Annotated in this window: 13 protein-coding genes; 8 read left to right on the top strand and 5 right to left on the bottom strand. The window is 62.3% G+C overall.

Going from position 1 to position 16872, the window contains the following annotated elements:
* Positions 1 to 176 precede the first annotated feature (176 nt).
* The 4 genes from AC1DOG_RS22895 to AC1DOG_RS22880 all read right to left on the bottom strand — a co-directional run bounded on the left by AC1DOG_RS22895 (position 177) and on the right by AC1DOG_RS22880 (position 4697).
* Positions 177 to 2357 carry a CHASE2 domain-containing protein gene (locus tag AC1DOG_RS22895; RefSeq protein ID WP_477931289.1) on the bottom strand — a complete coding sequence of 727 codons (2181 nt, stop codon included), beginning with the start codon at positions 2355 to 2357 and terminating at the stop codon, positions 177 to 179.
* A gap of 109 nt (positions 2358 to 2466) precedes the next feature.
* Complete coding sequence (locus AC1DOG_RS22890; protein WP_477931287.1) at positions 2467 to 2658, bottom strand: hypothetical protein; 192 nt, start codon at positions 2656 to 2658, stop codon at positions 2467 to 2469.
* Between the two features lie 465 nt (positions 2659 to 3123).
* Entirely contained in the window at positions 3124 to 3330 is a 207-nt protein-coding gene (locus tag AC1DOG_RS22885; protein WP_477931285.1) for a hypothetical protein, read from the bottom strand.
* Between the two features lie 224 nt (positions 3331 to 3554).
* Positions 3555 to 4697 carry a glycoside hydrolase family 25 protein gene (locus tag AC1DOG_RS22880; protein ID WP_113197318.1) on the bottom strand — a complete coding sequence of 381 codons (1143 nt, stop codon included), beginning with the start codon at positions 4695 to 4697 and terminating at the stop codon, positions 3555 to 3557.
* Positions 4698 to 5130: 433 nt separating this feature from the next.
* On the opposite strand from AC1DOG_RS22880, the gene AC1DOG_RS22875 reads away from it, so the two are divergent.
* The 7 genes from AC1DOG_RS22875 to AC1DOG_RS22845 all read left to right on the top strand — a co-directional run bounded on the left by AC1DOG_RS22875 (position 5131) and on the right by AC1DOG_RS22845 (position 15288).
* Positions 5131 to 6405, top strand: a complete 1275-nt coding sequence (locus AC1DOG_RS22875; protein ID WP_026283559.1) for an aspartate kinase — start codon at positions 5131 to 5133, stop codon at positions 6403 to 6405.
* Between the two features lie 91 nt (positions 6406 to 6496).
* Positions 6497 to 8764 carry a phosphoenolpyruvate--protein phosphotransferase gene (ptsP, locus tag AC1DOG_RS22870; protein WP_477931282.1) on the top strand — a complete coding sequence of 756 codons (2268 nt, stop codon included), beginning with the start codon at positions 6497 to 6499 and terminating at the stop codon, positions 8762 to 8764.
* 27 nt (positions 8765 to 8791) lie between these two features.
* A complete protein-coding gene (gene prfA, locus AC1DOG_RS22865) occupies positions 8792 to 9874 on the top strand; it encodes a peptide chain release factor 1 (protein ID WP_477931280.1) in 1083 nt (360 codons plus the stop codon).
* A complete protein-coding gene (prmC, locus tag AC1DOG_RS22860; protein ID WP_477931278.1) occupies positions 9871 to 10752 on the top strand; it encodes a peptide chain release factor N(5)-glutamine methyltransferase in 882 nt (293 codons plus the stop codon). The genes prfA and prmC overlap by 4 nt, the downstream gene beginning before the upstream one ends.
* A 343-nt stretch (positions 10753 to 11095) precedes the next feature.
* Positions 11096 to 12016 carry a DUF4167 domain-containing protein gene (locus tag AC1DOG_RS22855; RefSeq protein WP_477931276.1) on the top strand — a complete coding sequence of 307 codons (921 nt, stop codon included), beginning with the start codon at positions 11096 to 11098 and terminating at the stop codon, positions 12014 to 12016.
* A 325-nt stretch (positions 12017 to 12341) separates the two neighbouring features.
* Positions 12342 to 14099, top strand: a complete 1758-nt coding sequence (locus AC1DOG_RS22850; protein WP_477931274.1) for a methyl-accepting chemotaxis protein — start codon at positions 12342 to 12344, stop codon at positions 14097 to 14099.
* 457 nt (positions 14100 to 14556) lie between these two features.
* Complete coding sequence (locus tag AC1DOG_RS22845; RefSeq protein ID WP_477931272.1) at positions 14557 to 15288, top strand: polysaccharide biosynthesis GNAT family N-acetyltransferase UppQ; 732 nt, start codon at positions 14557 to 14559, stop codon at positions 15286 to 15288.
* Positions 15289 to 15495: 207 nt separating this feature from the next.
* Here AC1DOG_RS22845 and AC1DOG_RS22840 read toward each other — a convergent pair whose 3' ends face one another.
* A complete protein-coding gene (locus tag AC1DOG_RS22840) occupies positions 15496 to 16272 on the bottom strand; it encodes a DUF3108 domain-containing protein (protein WP_209191818.1) in 777 nt (258 codons plus the stop codon).
* A gap of 259 nt (positions 16273 to 16531) precedes the next feature.
* Between AC1DOG_RS22840 and rpmB the strand changes: the two genes are divergently transcribed.
* Positions 16532 to 16831: a 50S ribosomal protein L28 gene (gene rpmB / locus AC1DOG_RS22835; protein WP_026283561.1), complete on the top strand. Its 300-nt coding sequence runs from the start codon at positions 16532 to 16534 to the stop codon at positions 16829 to 16831.
* Positions 16832 to 16872: the final 41 nt, after the last annotated feature.

Raw genomic sequence — 16872 nt, 5'->3', positions numbered from 1 at the left:
GACCGAGCCTAGCCGCTGCTTCAGTGTATCAAGCTCCTGCTGCCAAGCCACCATTGATCCAGACCAACCCGAAACCGACATCGAATTCCCTCCCGTCAAACACCAGAAGTGAATCACGATTTCGAGGCAAACGCAACTGTAGTACTAGGCCGGTTTCATTCCAGCAATTGCGCCTGTCACGACGCCTGCTCCGATAGCGGGGCGGGGTCTTCGGTCGGTGTTTCCCTGAAATGATCGCCTCGGCGGGCGAGGCGGCGGTAGAATTCCGGCAGTGTCGCCGGGTAGGGCTGCGCCCGCTGCCGGACCCTTGCCAATAGCTTGCGGCTGTCGGCGGAGCGGGTGGCGAAGGCTTCGACCAGGGCCTGGTGCGCGGTCTCAAGAAGGGCGAAGGTCGCCGAGAGGCCGACGGTCTCGTCGCCCAGCGTGGCGTAGAGGCGGGTGCGGGTGCTCTTGCCCTTGAGGCCGAGCGAGCCGGCGTCGAGCAGGGCGAAGTGTGGTAGGGCAGCGGCGGTCGTCTCGGAGACCAGGATATCGAAGCCGACTTCCTTGCAACAGCCCTCAATGCGGGCCGAGACATTCACCGCGTCGCCGACGGCGGAATAGTTGAAGCGGCTTTCGGCGCCCATATTGCCGACGCAGGCGAGGCCCGTGTGGATGCCGATGCCGATGCCAACCTTGTACTCCTCGCCGAAGCCGAAGGCGTCGGTCGCGTTCAGCGTCGCCAGCGTCTCGCGCATGGCAAGGGCGGCGCGCACGGCCTTGGCGGGGTGGTCGGCGACATCGACGGGCGCGTTCCAGAAGGCCATGATGCTGTCGCCGATGAACTTGTCGAGCGTGCCCTCATTGGCCACCACATGGCGGCTCAGCGCATCGAGCAACGTGTTGAGGAAGCGGACGACCTCGGCCGGTTGCAGGCGCTCGCTCAGCGTCGTGAAGCCGCGGACGTCGACGAACATGACCGTCAGCTCGCGATCGTCGCCACCCAATCGCAGCGCATCCGGATTGTGCTCGATGCGGTGGAGCAGCGAGGGAGAGAGATATTGGCCGAATGCCTTTCGCACCTCGCGCCGCTCGCGGTCGATGACCAGGATGCGGAAGGAAGTGGCGGCGAAGTGGATGATCGAGGCGGCGACGATCGGGGCGAGCGGATCGAACAGCAGACCCCATCGCGAAAAGGCGAACCAGGAGCTTGCGAAGGCAAGCGCGGTGACGATCAGGCCCCAGGCGAGGCCGACGGCGGGACTGACAAAGGTGGTGACGATGACGAGGCAGGTGCCGAACACCGCGATCAGCAGGATCTCCATGCCATCGGCCCAATCCGGCCGGGAGAGGAAGTGGCCGGAGAGGATCTGCTCGACGGTCTGCGCGTGAATGGAGACGCCGGGCACGTTTTCGCCGAGCGCTGTGGTGCGGATATCCTGCAGGCCCGCAGACGAGGTGCCGACGAAGAGGATGCTGCCTTGCACGGCTGCTGCGACATCCGGCGCGGGGCCATCGGGCGCCAGCACCTTGCCGGCGGAGATGTAGCGATCGGCGATATCGGGGCTGGTGTAGAGCCAGAGCTCGCCCGATGAGGTGACGGGCACCACGAAATCGCCGACCTTGATCGAGGTCAGCGTGTCCGGAATATCGGGGGCAGCCGCGACGACATAGGTCGAGGCGCCCTGGGCGACGCGCAGCGCTTCCAGTGCGAGGTTCGGATAGAGCTGCAGGCCATCGCTAAGCAGCAGGGGCACGCGGCGGACCGTGGCGGAGTAGGTGCCGGGGTTGAGGCTGATGTGGCCGAGGCCGGTGGCGTTGATCTGCAATTGCGGGCGCACCGGCGTTGCCGCCGTCATGCGCGGCGGGGCGTTGAACGGGCTCTCGCCGGTGAAGGCGAAGCCTGCTTTCACGGGCGGCTTGTAGCTGCCGTCCATGGAGAGGCCGAAGCCGAGGACCACGGGCTTGTCGGCGATGGCTTGCGCGAAGAGCTGGTCGTTATCGGGTAGTCGGCTAAGAAGCGTCGGATCGACGCCCGCGACATCGCGCATGATGGAGCGTGGCGACAGGCGGTCGGCCTCGGCGAACAGCACGTCGAAGGCGATGGCCGCCGCTCCCATGTCGGACAGGCGCTGCACCAGAAGCGCCAGCCGGTCGCGCGGCCATGGCCACTGGCCGAATTCCCTGAGCGACGCCTCGTCGATATCGATGACCCTAACGGGGGTGTTTTCGAACTTGCGCGGGGTGATTCGCTGGTATTCGTCGAAAGTGATGTCGCGGATCTGGCGCAGCAGCGGCGGATCGGTGGCGCGCAGCAGCGTGAAGCTCGCGACGAGCGCAAGGCCGAGAACCACGCCGATTTTCTGCATGCGTGTCATGATCGGCCGGTCCCCGAGCCTGCAACCGCTTCACACCTTTGCGCGACATGCTCTAGGCTGCCCGTTTCCTGGGCCTTACGCAACTGCGTCTTTCGGGCGTTCGGCTTTGCTAGAGTTCAGTGCATGTCAGCTCGACCGCGCCGGAGTTGTTCCAGTACATCCATGGAATATCGTTGGCGAAGCAGTAGAGGACGCCGGTTTTCCAGGCGATCCAGGACGGATAGGACGCGCCGATCAGAAACGCCGTATCGGTGTCCTGATCGATTGACCCGATCAGGGCGAACCACTGTTCTTTGGGCATGACTCTCAATCCGGCAAACGGTCTCAGCCACGCCCGGTCATAGCCGACGGGGTCCGCCGGAATATTCCAATCATTCCATTGGCCAGATGCCGTGAAGGCGTAGGCCGCGCCCTGTCTAATGTCGCAGACGCGCGTCCAGCGTTCTCTGGCCGGTATGGATCTCGTAATTGTGAATGGCATTATGACATCTCCCCACGATGCGCAGCCGCAAGCGGAAAGATTAGTTGCATTTCATATTGGCGCAACAATTAATTGCATTGGAGATGGCCTCACCCTCTCCCTCATTCTCGCCCTTGTGGCGGGAATCCAGCCGACGCGCGTCCGCGCGGCGAGAGACTTTTCTTCGGCGAAATACATACCTGGAGCAGGTCATTCACGGCGCAGACGCGCCGTGGCTGGATGCCTGTGACAAGCACAGGCATGAGGGAGGAATAGGCGACTTGTTTCGCCATTGTCACGCGACACTCAGCCCTGCGGCATCGCATCGTTCTTGCTCGAGGCAGCATGGGCTTCGAGTATTGCTACCGCGATCACCTTGCGCAGTTCGTAGACCAGCGATCTGGAGCGCTTGCGGTCCAGGTCCTGCGCCGCCTTCGCAAGGTTAAGTCCCTCGTTCAACACAATGTGATGGGCGCGGGCCAGTGCCCAGGTTTCGATATCAAGATTTCCCATTCGGAATCTCCGCCAAATCATTCAGCATCAAAGACATTCGCGAATCAATCTACGCCGCATACTTACGATTGAAGAAGAATCACAGTTACCTATGCTTGGAAATATACGCGACACCCGAATTTTAGTGGTGTGACAAAATAGCTGCGCCGTGGCAGCGGGTGTGCCGCGCCACGGTTGTGCCTGTGCCCGATCGATATCAGTGCAGGTTGATCGCTGTCGGATCGTCAGTCGTTGGCGGCCATCATCCGGTCGCTGGGGCGTCCCGAAGACCAGCGCATCCATTGGTCGGGGCTGCCGTTGAAGACGTTGAGGTCGATCCTGCCTTCGACGCCATGCGACAGGCCCGAGCCGGAATACTGCCAGAAGAGCCACTTGCGGCCCGGATAGCGCTTGGACGGGTGGGCGGCGACCGAGCGCAGCCAGAAGGGATAGTTCTGGAAGGCGCCCTGCAGGTTGTCGGCATAGAAGTCGGGCGCCGTGTAGATCACGGGACGCTTGCCGTAATAGCGCTCGAGCTTGTCCATGAAGACCTGCATCTTCTCGAGCACGTTTTCGGTCGAGGGGCGACGCTTGCAGGCGGATTCGCCGTTCCACTCGACGTCGATGACGGGCGGAAGCGCATCGGGATCGCGCGGGACGTTGCGAATGAACCAGTCGGCCTGTTCGCCGGCGGTGCGGCACCAGTAGAAGAAGTGGTAGGCGCCGCGCTTCAGGCCGGCTTCCTTGGCCTTGCGCCAGTTGGTGCGGAACATCGGGTCGAGGTGGTCGCCGCCGTCGGTGGCCTTGATGTAGGCGAAGTTGGCGCCCTGGGTGCGCAGTCTCGGCCAGTCGATATCGCCCTGCCAGCGCGAGACGTCGACGCCGTGAACGGCGAGCTTGTGCGGCGAGGAGCGGCCGAAGTTGATCGGCTTGGCGTCGCGGAACTGGCGGCTGTAGAGCTTGCTGCGGGTGCGCGGCTGGGCCGTCTCTTCCATATCGGGAAGGTCGGGGCGCTCCATGATCGGGGCGACAACCGGCGTGACAACGGGCGGGCGGGCCGGCGGCGTCATCATCGCGACCTCCGTAGCTGCCATCGGGCGCTCGGCGGGAAGCGGTGCGCCGACGGCGCGGTCGGCGGACTCGAAGGCCTTCGATTCCGGGATCGGGCCGGCCCATGCCAGCACTTCCTGATGCGGCGCGGTCTGCTGGCCGGCGGCGATACCGGCGGAGGGTACCGGTGCGGATGGGACGGCTGCGGGCGGGGCCACCGAGCTTGTCGTCTCGCGTGATGGGGCGGCTGAAGCCAAGACGTCGGGGCCAGACGTCGACGTGCAACCCGCAAGGGTCAGACAGGCAAGGAAGATTGCTGGCACAGCCGAAAAACGCATTGGGAACCCGTTACTCATTACAGGCCGGACGCCGAACTCAGGTGGCGCCAGGAACATCAAAGGGTATTGCTAACGGGAAATTACCAAAAAAAGCTGAATCTAATCTTTACGCCGAAAAATGTGCGGGGACGGGGCAGTGCGCTTTGGTGGCCCAGCGCCTCGCGGGATTGTCATAGTCATGTCACATGCGGTTCGGCGCTGCCTCGCGCGGCCTGCAAATTACACGCGCAATTGAGGCCGTCATTCTCCTTTCTCCACCTTGCCACCCCCTCACAAACTCGTTAAGAGACGCCGCAACTTGGGCCCTTGGGCGCAGGGCTTTAGAAGGGTTCCAGAACCTCCCAATTCCGGCTCTTCGGCCCGTGGCTTCCAAGGCTTCGTCGTGCCGGGTCTGGCGTTCGTCTCTCCCGGCGGTTTGCTGTGGTAGAGGCTTATGGCACGCATCGTAATGAAGTTCGGCGGAACATCCGTCGCTGACCTGGACCGTATCAAGAACGTTGCTCGCCACGTCAAACGCGAGGTCGATGCCGGTCATGAAGTGGCCGTCGTCGTTTCCGCCATGTCGGGCAAGACAAACGAGCTGGTCGGCTGGGTGCAGAACACGCCGAAGGTCGTCGGCGCAAGCTCGCCTTTCTATGATGCCCGCGAATATGACGCCATCGTCGCTTCCGGCGAGCAGGTGACCTCGGGTCTCCTGGCGATCGCGCTGCAGGCCATGGACGTCAACGCCCGCTCCTGGCAGGGCTGGCAGATCCCGATCCGCACCGACAACGCACATGGCGCGGCTCGTATTCTCGAGATCGACGGCTCGGAAATGATCAAGCGGATGGGCGAGGGCCAGGTGGCGGTCGTCGCCGGCTTCCAGGGTCTCGGCCCCGACAACCGCATCGCGACGCTCGGCCGTGGTGGTTCGGATACGTCGGCGGTCGCAATCGCCGCAGCCGTCAAGGCTGACCGCTGCGACATCTATACCGACGTCGACGGCGTCTACACGACCGATCCGCGCATCGTGCCGCAGGCGCGCCGCCTGAAGAAGATCGCCTTCGAGGAAATGCTCGAAATGGCATCGCTCGGCGCCAAGGTTCTGCAGGTTCGCTCCGTCGAGCTTGCCATGGTGCACAAGGTGCGCACCTTCGTGCGTTCGTCTTTTGAAGATCCCGATGCTCCGGGCATGGGTGATTTCTTGAATCCGCCCGGAACGCTGATTTGTGACGAGGAAGAAATCGTGGAACAGGAAGTAGTCACCGGCATCGCCTATGCCAAGGATGAAGCGCAGATCTCGCTTCGCCGTCTCGCCGACCGTCCGGGCGTCTCCGCCGCGATCTTCGGACCGCTGGCCGAGAACCACATCAATGTCGACATGATCGTTCAGAACATCTCCGAAGATGGCTCGAAGACCGACATGACCTTCACCGTGCCGTCGGGCGACGTGGACAAGGCCATCAAGGTGCTCGGCGAGCACAAGGATACGATCGGTTACGACGTCGTGCAGAACGAATCGGGCCTGGTAAAGGTATCCGTCATCGGCATCGGCATGCGCAGCCACGCCGGCGTCGCGGCGACCGCTTTCAAGGCACTTGCCGATAAAGGCATCAACATCAAGGCGATCACCACCTCGGAAATCAAGATTTCCATCCTGATTGATGGTCCTTATGCGGAACTCGCTGTCAGGACTTTGCATTCCTGCTACGGTCTGGATAAGAATTGATTCCCAGCAGGGCCGCCGCGCGTACAAGTTGATTAGTGGCGCGGCGATCTGCCGGGCCACTTTGCCTTCTGTTTTTGGAGCTTGAGACGCAATGAGAGACCTTTCCGGCGGTCCGCGCGTGCTGCTCAAGCGGCTGCGCGAGTTGATGGCGGAGCCGCTGGAGCCACAAGAGCGTCTTGACCGGATCGTTCGCCAGATCGCCAGCAACATGGTGGCGGAGGTTTGCTCCGTCTACGTGCTGCGTTCCGACGGCGTGCTCGAACTCTATGCAACCGAAGGTCTGAACCGCGAAGCTGTCCACCTGGCGCAGCTGAAAATGGGGCAGGGCCTCGTCGGCACGATCGCCGCATCGGCCGCCCCTCTCAATCTTTCCGACGCGCAATCGCACCCTGCGTTCCGCTACCTGCCGGAGACGGGCGAAGAGATCTATCATTCCTTCCTCGGTGTGCCGATTCTGCGCGCCGGCCGCTCGCTCGGCGTTCTCGTCGTGCAGAACAAGGCCAGCCGCAACTATCGCGATGAAGAGCTGGAAGCACTCGAAACGACCGCGATGGTTCTCGCCGAGATGATCGCCACCGGCGAGCTGAAGAAGCTCACCAAGCCGGGGCTCGAGCTCGATCTCACCCGCTCGGTCACCATCGACGGCGACACCTATAATGAAGGCATCGGCCTCGGCTATGTCGTGCTGCACGAGCCGCGCATCGTCGTCACCAATCTTCTCAACGATGATGCCGACAAGGAAATCCGCCGGCTTGCCGAAGCGCTGGGTTCGCTGCGCATCTCGATCGACGATCTGCTCTCGCAGCGCGACGTCTCGATGGAGGGTGAGCACCGCGAGGTGCTCGAGACCTACCGCATGTTCGCGCACGACCAGGGATGGGTGCGCAAGCTGGAAGAGGCGATCCGCAACGGACTGACGGCGGAAGCCGCGGTCGAGAAGGTGCAGAGCGACACCAAGGCGCGGATGATGCGCCTGACGGACCCCTATCTGCGCGAGCGGATGCATGATTTCGAGGATCTGGCGAACCGCCTGCTGCGCCAGCTGACTGGCTATACCGGCCGCACCTCGGGCGATGGCTTCCCTGCGGACGCGATCATCCTGGCGCGCGCCATGGGTGCCGCCGAACTGCTCGATTATCCGCGCGCCAATGTGCGCGGCCTGGTGCTCGAAGAGGGCGCCGTGACCAGCCATGTCGTCATCGTGGCGCGCGCCATGGGCATTCCTGTCATCGGCCAGGCGGCCGGGATCGTGGCGCTGGCCGATAATGGCGACGCCGTCATCATCGACAGCGATGGCGGCCATGTGCATCTGCGGCCGCTGCCGGAGCATCAGCGCTCCTACGAGGAGAAGGTGCGCTTCCGCGCCCGCCGTCAGGAGCAGTTCCGGGCCTTGCGCGCAGTCGAGCCGCTCTCCAAGGACGGGCAGCGCGTGTCGCTGCAGATGAATGCCGGCCTGCTGGTCGACCTGCCGCAACTGTCGGAATCGGGCGCCGAGGGCATCGGGCTCTTCCGCACCGAGCTGCAGTTCATGATCGCCTCCACGCTTCCGAAGGCGGAAGAGCAGGAGCAGTTTTACCGCAACGTCCTGAAGCAGGCCGCCGGCCGGTCGGTGACCTTCCGCACGCTCGATATCGGCGGCGACAAGGTCGTGCCCTACTTCCGCGGCCATGAAGAAGAGAACCCGGCGCTTGGCTGGCGTGCGATCCGTCTGTCGCTCGACCGCCCCGGTCTTCTGCGCACGCAGCTGCGCGCCATGCTGAAGGCAGCCGCCGGCATGGAACTGAAGCTGATGGTGCCGATGGTGACTGAGGTCTCCGAGATTACCGCGGTGCGCGAACTGCTGCAGAAGGAAGTGCAGCGCCTGTCGCGCTTCGGCCACGGGCTGCCGCGCAAGCTGCAGTTCGGCGCCATGCTCGAAGTGCCGGCGCTGCTGTGGCAGCTGGACGAGCTGATGGCGGCGGTCGATTTCGTATCGGTCGGTTCCAACGACCTGTTCCAGTTCTCGATGGCGGTCGACCGTGGCAATGCGCGGGTCTCCGATCGTTTCGACACGCTGGACAAGCCGTTCCTGCGTATCCTGCGCGATATCGTGCGCGCCGGCGAGCGCAACAACACGCCGGTAACGCTCTGCGGCGAACTGGCGGGCAAGCCGATTTCGGCCATGGCGCTCTTGGGCATCGGCTTCCGCTCGGTGTCGATGTCGCCTGCTTCCATCGGTCCAGTCAAGGCGATGCTGCTCGGCCTCGACGTCGGGGCGCTTTCGAAAGCGATGCACGAGGCGCTCGACGATACGACGACGCCGACATCGATCCGCGAACTGCTTGCCCATTTCGCCGAAACACACAACATCCCTCTGTAGCCAGAGACAAACAGAATTGGAGTGAGGGTGGCGAAGCTTCCCGTTGAAAAGATGCGCGAGCTGGAACGCCGCTTCGGCGAGATCGAAGCGCGCATGTCGGCCGGCCCGGCTGCCGACGTCTACGTCAAGCTTGCCTCCGAATATGCCGAGCTGCAGCCCGTCGTGACCAAGATCCGCGCCTATGAAAAAGCGCTGTCGGAGCTTGCCGATCTCGAGACGCTGCTCGACGACAAGACCGTCGACCGCGAGATGCGGGATATGGCCGAGATGGAGCTTCCGGAGGTCAAGGAGCGGATCGAGGCGCTGGAACAAGAAATCCAGATCCTGCTTCTGCCCAAGGACGCGGCCGACGAGAAGAGCGCCATCCTCGAAATCCGCGCCGGCACCGGCGGCTCGGAGGCTGCGCTATTCGCGGGCGACCTGTTTCGCATGTACGAGCGGTATGCGGCGGCACATGGCTGGAAGGTCGAGGTTCTCTCTTCCAGCGAGGGTGAAGCCGGCGGTTTCAAGGAAATCATCGCGACGATCACCGGCAAGGGCGTGTTCGCCAAGCTGAAGTTCGAATCCGGCGTGCACCGTGTGCAGCGCGTGCCGGAGACGGAAGCAGGCGGGCGTATCCACACGTCGGCGGCGACTGTTGCCGTGCTGCCGGAGGCCGAGGAGATCGACATCGAGATCCGCGCCGAGGATATCCGCATCGACACGATGCGCTCGTCGGGTGCCGGCGGTCAGCACGTCAACACGACCGACTCGGCTGTTCGCATCACCCACTTGCCGACGGGTATCGTCGTCACCAGCTCCGAGAAGTCGCAGCACCAGAACCGCGCCAAGGCGATGCAGGTGCTGCGGTCGCGTCTCTACGACGCCGAGCGGCAGCGCGCCGACAGCGAGCGCTCCGCCGACCGCAAGAGCCAGGTCGGCTCCGGTGATCGCTCCGAGCGCATCCGCACCTACAATTTCCCGCAGGGCCGCGTGACCGACCACCGCATCAACCTGACGCTCTACAAGCTCGACCGGATGATGGTGGGCGAAATTGACGAGATCGTCGATGCGCTGATGGCCGACTACCAGGCGAGCCAGCTGGCGCAGCTCGGCGAGCAGCAGCCATGAGCGATCAAGGGAAACAGGTCGGCGCGACGGTTTCCCAGCTTCTGGCCGAGGCGCGGCGACGCTTCACCGAGGCCGGCGTGGCCGATCCGGCCGCCGACGCGCGCGTTTTGATTTCGGGGCTGCTTGGGCTGACCACGACCGAGATGCTGATGCGGGGTGGCGATGTCGTCGAGGACGTGGCTGTTGCGCGGATCGAGGACGCGATCGTGCGCCGGTTGGCGCATGAGCCGGTGCATCGCATTCTGGGCGAGCGGGAGTTCTACGGCCTGCCTTTGTCGCTTTCGGCGGAAACGCTGGAGCCGCGGCCGGATACGGAAATCCTCGTCGATACCATGCTTCCTTATATGAGAGACCTTGCGGGCAGGCATGGCGATCTCCATATACTGGATATGGGAACGGGAACCGGGGCGATATGCCTCGCGCTGCTCAAGGAATGTCCCGAGGCATCGGGCATCGGCAGCGATATCTCCGTCGACGCGCTGAAGACGGCGCAATCCAACGCGGAAAGAAACGGGCTGCAGCAGCGCTTCAAGGCGGTGCAATCCAGCTGGTTTCAGGCCATAGACGGGAAGTTTCACGCTATTGTCTCAAATCCGCCCTATATAGCGTCCAGTGTCGTTGACACTCTTGCTCCCGAAGTGACAAAATTTGATCCGGCCGCCGCACTGGATGGCGGCGTGGATGGGCTTGACGCCTACCGTTCCATTGCCAAGGATGCCGCAAGGTTCATGCATCCAGACGGTGTTATAGGGCTCGAGATAGGCTACGATCAGCGAACGGAAGTGACCGAAGTTTTTGAGGCTGAAGGCTTCAAATGCTTGGAATCGGTGAAGGATTACGGCCACAACGACCGTGTGCTGGTATTCGCCCGTAGCTGATCGGCAACAAGCGGCTGAATAGACTAGTCCATTGGTGTCATTGCGAAGAAAAGGCTTGGATTTAAACGGGAAGCAATATAGGTTGCCCCGACGTATTGGAGAGATAGGTCAGAACGATTGTTCGTTCGAAGCTAGCTCGGCCTCGGGGGTCCACTCTCTTAAACGAGAGTTTCAAAGGTTGAAGACGACCCAATGCGTGAATCAGTCAAACTGACTTGAGAACAAGCGGCAGGTTGGCGCAAAGGCGCATTATGCTTGCGGCACGAATACCCTGAGTCGGACGAACGACCACGGTTGACGGTGCCATCACTCCACACAAACAGAGAATTCAGGTGAACGATCGATGAGGCCAGGACAGCAGAACAAACGCGGTCGCGGGCGTACCAACAATAACGGCGGCGGCGGCGGAAATAACAATAACAACAACAACAATTTCAACCGCAAGGGCGGCAATCCGCTGACGCGGACCTACGACAGCTCCGGCCCAGACGTGAAGATCCGCGGCACCGCGCAGCACATCGCTGAAAAATACTCGCAGCTCGGTCGCGACGCGCAGAGCTCCGGCGACCGTGTCATGGCTGAAAACTACCTGCAGCACGCCGAACACTACTACCGCATCATTGCCGCCGCACAGGCGCAGATGCAGGAACGCTTCCAGCGCGACGACCGCGGCGAATTCGACCGCGACGGCAGTGAGCGCGATGGTGACGAGATGGATGGCGGCGACAATGACGACGTCGTGGTCGTTCAGCCTCCGCGCCAGCAGCAGGAGCACCAGCAGCGCCGCAACAACGATGAGCAGCCGCGCCGTCAGAATGACGAGCAGCAGGGCCGCCGTTCGGACGAGCGCCGCTTCAACAACGAGCAGCGCCAGCGCCGCGACGAAGAGCAGCCGCGCCGTCAGAACGACGAGCAGCCGCGCAGCGAAGAGCAGCCCCAGCCGCAGCCGCGCGCCGAGGAGCAGCCCCGCAGCGAAGAGCGCCCGGCTCGCCAGCCGCGCCGTCGCGAAGAGCGTCCGGCACCGGTTGCAGCCGCAGCCCAGCCCGAAGTGATCGACGGTACCGGCCCGCAGCCGGAGATCGAAGGCATTCCGGCCGAGGTGTCTATGGACGAGGAAAGCGGTGCGGCAACGACCCGCCAGCCGCGCCGTCGCGCCGCCACCCCGCGTCCGCGTCGTCCGCGCCGCGCCGAAGGCGAAGCTGCTGCCGAAGGCGATGCCGGCGCCGGCGAAGCGCCTGCCATGGCCGATGCGGCTTCGGAATAAGCCTTCGCGGCTTGAAAGCAGACATGTTTAAAAGGGCGTCCCTCGGGGCGCCCTTTTTCATTGGGCGGTCGCGCGGTCCCTGAAATATAAGAAATACACTATGAGTTTTTGCAGGGTTGAGACCTTAAATTAGATATTGGTTGTATACCGGGCGTTAACTCTCGCGGCATGATCATCGGTTGTGAGAGCTTCGGTGGATGCGATCTGAGATAGTTGTTACTTGCTGTCAGGATTTGCCCCATAGATCTTCGAAGGAACGCGTTCCCGATGCCTCTCCTAACAACGCGCAACGCCAATGGATGGCGTCGCAGGCAAGGGGATGGGAATGTTCGGTCTGGCATCTGATGCGGGATATATCCTCGGTGCGATTGCAAAATCGCAAGCAATCATCGAGTTCGATCTGAAAGGCAATGTGCTGAAGGCGAACGAGAATTTCTGCAATGCTCTCGGCTATAGCCTTTCCGACATTGTCGGCAAGCACCACAGCATGTTCTGCGAGCCGGCGCTGGCGGCATCGCAGGAGTATCGCGATTTCTGGGCCCGGCTTGGCCGGGGTGAATATGATGCCGGCGCCTACAAGCGGCTCGCCAAGGGCGGGCGCGAGATCTGGATCCAGGCCTCCTACAACCCGGTCTTCAAGCACGGCAAGCCGTTCAAGGTCGTGAAGCTCGCGTCCGATATCACGGATGCCAAGAACAAGGCGGTCGAGGACGCCGGCAAGCTGGACGCGATCTCGCGTTCGCAGGCGGTCATCGAGTTCAAGCCGACAGGCGAGATCATCAAGGCCAACGAAAACTTCTGCAACGGCCTCGGCTATTCGCTGAATGAGATCGTCGGCAAGCATCACAGCATGTTCTGCGAACCGTCCTACGCGCGCACCGAGGAATACGCCAACTTCTGGCGCCGACTGGCTGCGGGCGAGTTCATCGCCAACGAGTTCGTTCGCTATGGCAAGGGCGGCAAGGAGATCTGGATCCAGGCGGCCTACAATCCGATCACGGATGCCAATGGCCGGGTTTACAAGGTGGTGAAGTTCGCCACCGACGTGACGCAGCGCATGAGCGCCATCAGCCTGCTTGGGCAGGCGCTGCGCGGGCTTTCGGAGGGCGACTTGACGAAGACGGTCGAGACAGCCTTCGTGCCCTCGATGGAGCAGCTGCGGCATGATTTCAACGCGACGATCGCCCGGCTCTCGGAGACCATGAAGACCGTCGGCGAAAACGCGCATGCGATCGCTGCCGGTTCCCGCGAGATCGGCTCGACGGCCGATTCCTTCTCGAAGCGCACGGAGCAGCAGGCGGCCTCCGTCGAGGAGACTGCGGCGGCGCTGGAGGAGATCACCACGACGGTCAACGATTCCAGCCACCGCGCCGACGAGGCCGGCAAGCTCGTTTCCCAGACCAAGAAGGGGGCGGAGCAATCCGGTCAGGTCGTTCGCAGCGCCGTGGCGGCGATGGACCAGATCGAGCAGTCGTCGCGCGAGATCACCAATATCATCGGCGTGATCGACGACATCGCGTTCCAGACAAATCTTCTCGCGCTCAACGCCGGTGTCGAGGCGGCGCGCGCGGGCGAGGCGGGCAAGGGCTTCGCGGTCGTTGCGCAGGAGGTGCGCGAACTGGCGCAGCGCTCCGCAAGTGCGGCCAAGGAGATCAAGTCGCTGATCACCAAGTCCAGCGAGCTGGTGCGCAACGGGGTCGATCTGGTCGGGCAGACTGGAAAGGCGCTCGAGACCATCGTCAGCCAGGTCAACGACATCAATGTCAATGTCGTGGCGATCGTCGAGGGCTCGAAGGAGCAGGCGACGGGGTTGAAGGAGATCAATCAGGCGGTCAACCAGCTCGACCAATCCACGCAGCAGAACGCGGCCATGGTCGAGGAGAGCACGGCGGCGAGCCACAAGCTGGCGGCCGAGGCCGAGGCGCTGCGCGGGCTGATCGCGCAGTTCAAGCTCAGCGAGGCCTATGCCATCAGGCCACCGTCCAGGGCGGCGCAGAGCTCGCCCGCGCTGCATCTGGTTTCGCGCGTGGCAAGAGCCCACGGCATGGCGGCGCCGGTGGCGGACAGCTGGGAAGAATTCTGATCGTCATATCAGAATGATCGAGGCGGCCGGTATCGCTTAAATGCGGTGCCGGCCGTTTCATTTTGGCGCGCGAGGTAAACGATGGAATGCGTATCATTGATTGTATAAATCGGCGCGTATATTCCAGAACGGGTACACATCGCACGCCCCTGTTTCGCCTTATTCCACCTGGCCGTCTCATCCTGCTGCAATCCGTCCCATTTACGGAGACATATGTCTCCGGTTGTGCATGTATTTTGCATTAGCTATTCATAATATGTTATCCGTCTTGCGAGGCTTACAAAACCTATACGCGAAACACATTGAAATGTTAGAATTTACGCATATTCTTGTTTTCATGTAGAGGCGGGCTGGCTTCCACTCTTGGTTACAGACCGCCGCTTCGGGAATGCGCGCTTCCCTTCATTGGTTTCGACTGCCTGGGCATTGGGCCCGGCAGCATCTCGTGGAGGTTGGAATGAACTTTAATGCATCGAAATACGCTGTTCTGGCCGTAGGTTGCGCCGCTTTTCTGGCTCCGCTGCCCGCGAGCGCCTTTGACGTCGGCGGCAGCAATGGTCTCAGCATCGGGACCACCAATGGGCTCAGCGTATCGCTCGGCGGCGCAAATGGCGTCAATGCAAACGTCGGCGGAAACGGCAATGTTGCAACCGCGTCGGTCGGCGGTGCCAGTGGCGTCAATGCAAACGTCGGTAGCAACTCAAGCGGCGGCCTCGGCGTTTCGGCGTCGGTCGGTGGGTCCAGTGGCGTCGGCACGAACACCTCTATAGGTGGTGGTAGCGGTGGCGGCCTCGGCGTCAGCAACACCGCGAGCGTCGGCGGATCGCGCGGGCTCAACACGGGTGTCAACGCCAATGTCGGCGGCTCCAGCCTGCTGGGCGCGAAGGCGAAGGTGGCTCTCGGCACCAACACACTGCTGAACCTCAATCTCGGCCTGCCGGGAACCGATGATCCGCAGAACCCGAACGACCCGACCAACGGCAACAATGGTACCAACGGCACCAATGGAACCAATGGGCGCAACAGCCTCAACAACATGAACAGCCGGCAGCTCCAGGCCTTCAACGACATGTCATCAGGTGACCGGGCGAAGATGAAGGTTCGCTGCAAGGATATCCTGGCCGGCGGCGGCGGCGGCTTCGACGGCAGCCTCGTCAAGCTCTGCAAGATGGTCATCGCGATGCGCTAAGCGGCGCTCGCCCGGCGATCCGGTTGCGAGATGTTCTCCCAAGCAGCGAGTATCGCGCCGCCTAATCACCAACAGGCAGGTGAGCGCGATACGCCTGCTGGGTTCACGAAGCCGGGATCATCGGGATCGACGTCAGAAACAGGGGTGCGGCATGATTGCCGCACTTTTCGTTTGTGGGTCGCAGTCAACGCGGTCTAGGCCGCTCCGTCAGCTTGCGCTGTACTTCACCGCCGTGATGGTGACCGGCCCGTATTGGGTCGGGATACGAACGAAGACAGGCGCTATGACGTTGGCCGCGTCGGCCTTGGCAAACCAGATTTCCATGCGGCTGCTCTTGCTCAGATACTCGATGTCGCTGCGGCCCTTCTTGTAGCCCGAGCGCGGCACGAAGCGCACGTTGCAGACGGTGGCCTTGCCAGTGAAGCCCTGCGTGGAAAAGTCCTTCGATCCGCTCGGCGACAACACGAGATCCATGCGCATCTCGCCGTCATAGATCGGCAGTTTCTGCGCGCAGACATTGGTGTCGGCGGGGAAGATCAGGCCGGAAATGGGGTCGAGCACGGCGCGCATGTCCGAGGCCGGAACGTCGACCCAGTTCTGCGGCGGCTTGCGCGGGGGCTTCACGGTGGTCGAGGTGATGTTGCCGTTGGAGTAGCGGACATCATAGGTGCGGGCGCGCTTGCCGCTCTTGTAGTAGAGCAGATAGTGGTCCGCCTGCATGCGATTGCCGCGCAGCCGGCCATCGACGCTGGTCTTGGCCGAGATGGTGGTGACAAGATCGGCGAGGCCGGCCGAGCTGATGTCGCCGGAGACGCGATAGGTCTTGTCGTCCTCGATGCGGGTCATGAAGGCGGCGCGCGCGATGGTGATGATGCCGAGCGCGACCTTGTATTCCGTGTGATGCACGACTTCGGCGGCGCCTGCCGGAATGGCCATCAGGCCCGCCAAGGCGGAAATGAAAATGCGTTTGCCCCAATGAGCCATGAATTGAACCTTGTTCGGTGCGCTGGTCAGGTCGCGAGATACGGTCTATACGCCTGTCGTGGCCTTTAGAGAACAAAAGCTTTTTGACGGAATTGCGAGGCTTTTGGACTGAATCGCCGGAAAGGCCAAGGTTTGGCTTGACGTGCACGGTCTGTCTGATTATAGAACCGCAACTTTCCAATCATGGCCTGATGGATTGCAAGCTCGACTTTGCGCGGGTCGGCAATCGATGGCCGAGAAAAACAAGAATAGGTGTCCCATGTCCCGCATGTGCGAATTGACCGGCAAGGCAGTCCTCGTTGGCAACAATGTCAGCCATGCCAACAACAAGACCAAGCGCCGGTTCCTCCCGAACCTGTGCCAGGTTACGCTGATCTCCGACGCGCTCGGCCAGCGTTACCGTCTTCGCGTTTCGGCTGCTGCTCTGCGTACCGTCGAGCATCGCGGTGGTCTCGATGCTTTCCTGATCAAGGCAAGCGAAAACGAACTGTCGATGCGCGCTCGTCTGCTGCGCCGCCAGATCGTCAAGAAGACCGCTGAAACGGCTGTTGCTGCTTAAGCAATAACCGACTTTAAGCTATACGGCTTCAAAAGGCTTGC

The sequence above is a fragment of the Rhizobium sp. 01N48 genome, assembly GCF_056399145.1.
Note: the sequence above shows the minus strand (reverse complement) of the source record. Positions and strands in the feature narration are given on the sequence as shown.

What these genes read in the sequence shown, in the direction of transcription:
- AC1DOG_RS22895 (WP_477931289.1), bottom strand. Translation starts at nt 2,357, where the DNA reads ATGACACGCATGCAGAAAATCGGCGTGGTTCTCGGCCTTGCGCTCGTC.
- AC1DOG_RS22890 (WP_477931287.1), bottom strand. Translation starts at nt 2,658, where the DNA reads ATGCCCAAAGAACAGTGGTTCGCCCTGATCGGGTCAATCGATCAGGAC.
- AC1DOG_RS22885 (WP_477931285.1), bottom strand. Translation starts at nt 3,330, where the DNA reads ATGGGAAATCTTGATATCGAAACCTGGGCACTGGCCCGCGCCCATCAC.
- AC1DOG_RS22880 (WP_113197318.1), bottom strand. Translation starts at nt 4,697, where the DNA reads ATGCGTTTTTCGGCTGTGCCAGCAATCTTCCTTGCCTGTCTGACCCTT.
- AC1DOG_RS22875 (WP_026283559.1), top strand. Translation starts at nt 5,131, where the DNA reads ATGGCACGCATCGTAATGAAGTTCGGCGGAACATCCGTCGCTGACCTG.
- ptsP (WP_477931282.1), top strand. Translation starts at nt 6,497, where the DNA reads ATGAGAGACCTTTCCGGCGGTCCGCGCGTGCTGCTCAAGCGGCTGCGC.
- prmC (WP_477931278.1), top strand. Translation starts at nt 9,871, where the DNA reads ATGAGCGATCAAGGGAAACAGGTCGGCGCGACGGTTTCCCAGCTTCTG.
- AC1DOG_RS22855 (WP_477931276.1), top strand. Translation starts at nt 11,096, where the DNA reads ATGAGGCCAGGACAGCAGAACAAACGCGGTCGCGGGCGTACCAACAAT.
- AC1DOG_RS22850 (WP_477931274.1), top strand. Translation starts at nt 12,342, where the DNA reads ATGTTCGGTCTGGCATCTGATGCGGGATATATCCTCGGTGCGATTGCA.
- AC1DOG_RS22845 (WP_477931272.1), top strand. Translation starts at nt 14,557, where the DNA reads ATGAACTTTAATGCATCGAAATACGCTGTTCTGGCCGTAGGTTGCGCC.
- AC1DOG_RS22840 (WP_209191818.1), bottom strand. Translation starts at nt 16,272, where the DNA reads ATGGCTCATTGGGGCAAACGCATTTTCATTTCCGCCTTGGCGGGCCTG.
- rpmB (WP_026283561.1), top strand. Translation starts at nt 16,532, where the DNA reads ATGTCCCGCATGTGCGAATTGACCGGCAAGGCAGTCCTCGTTGGCAAC.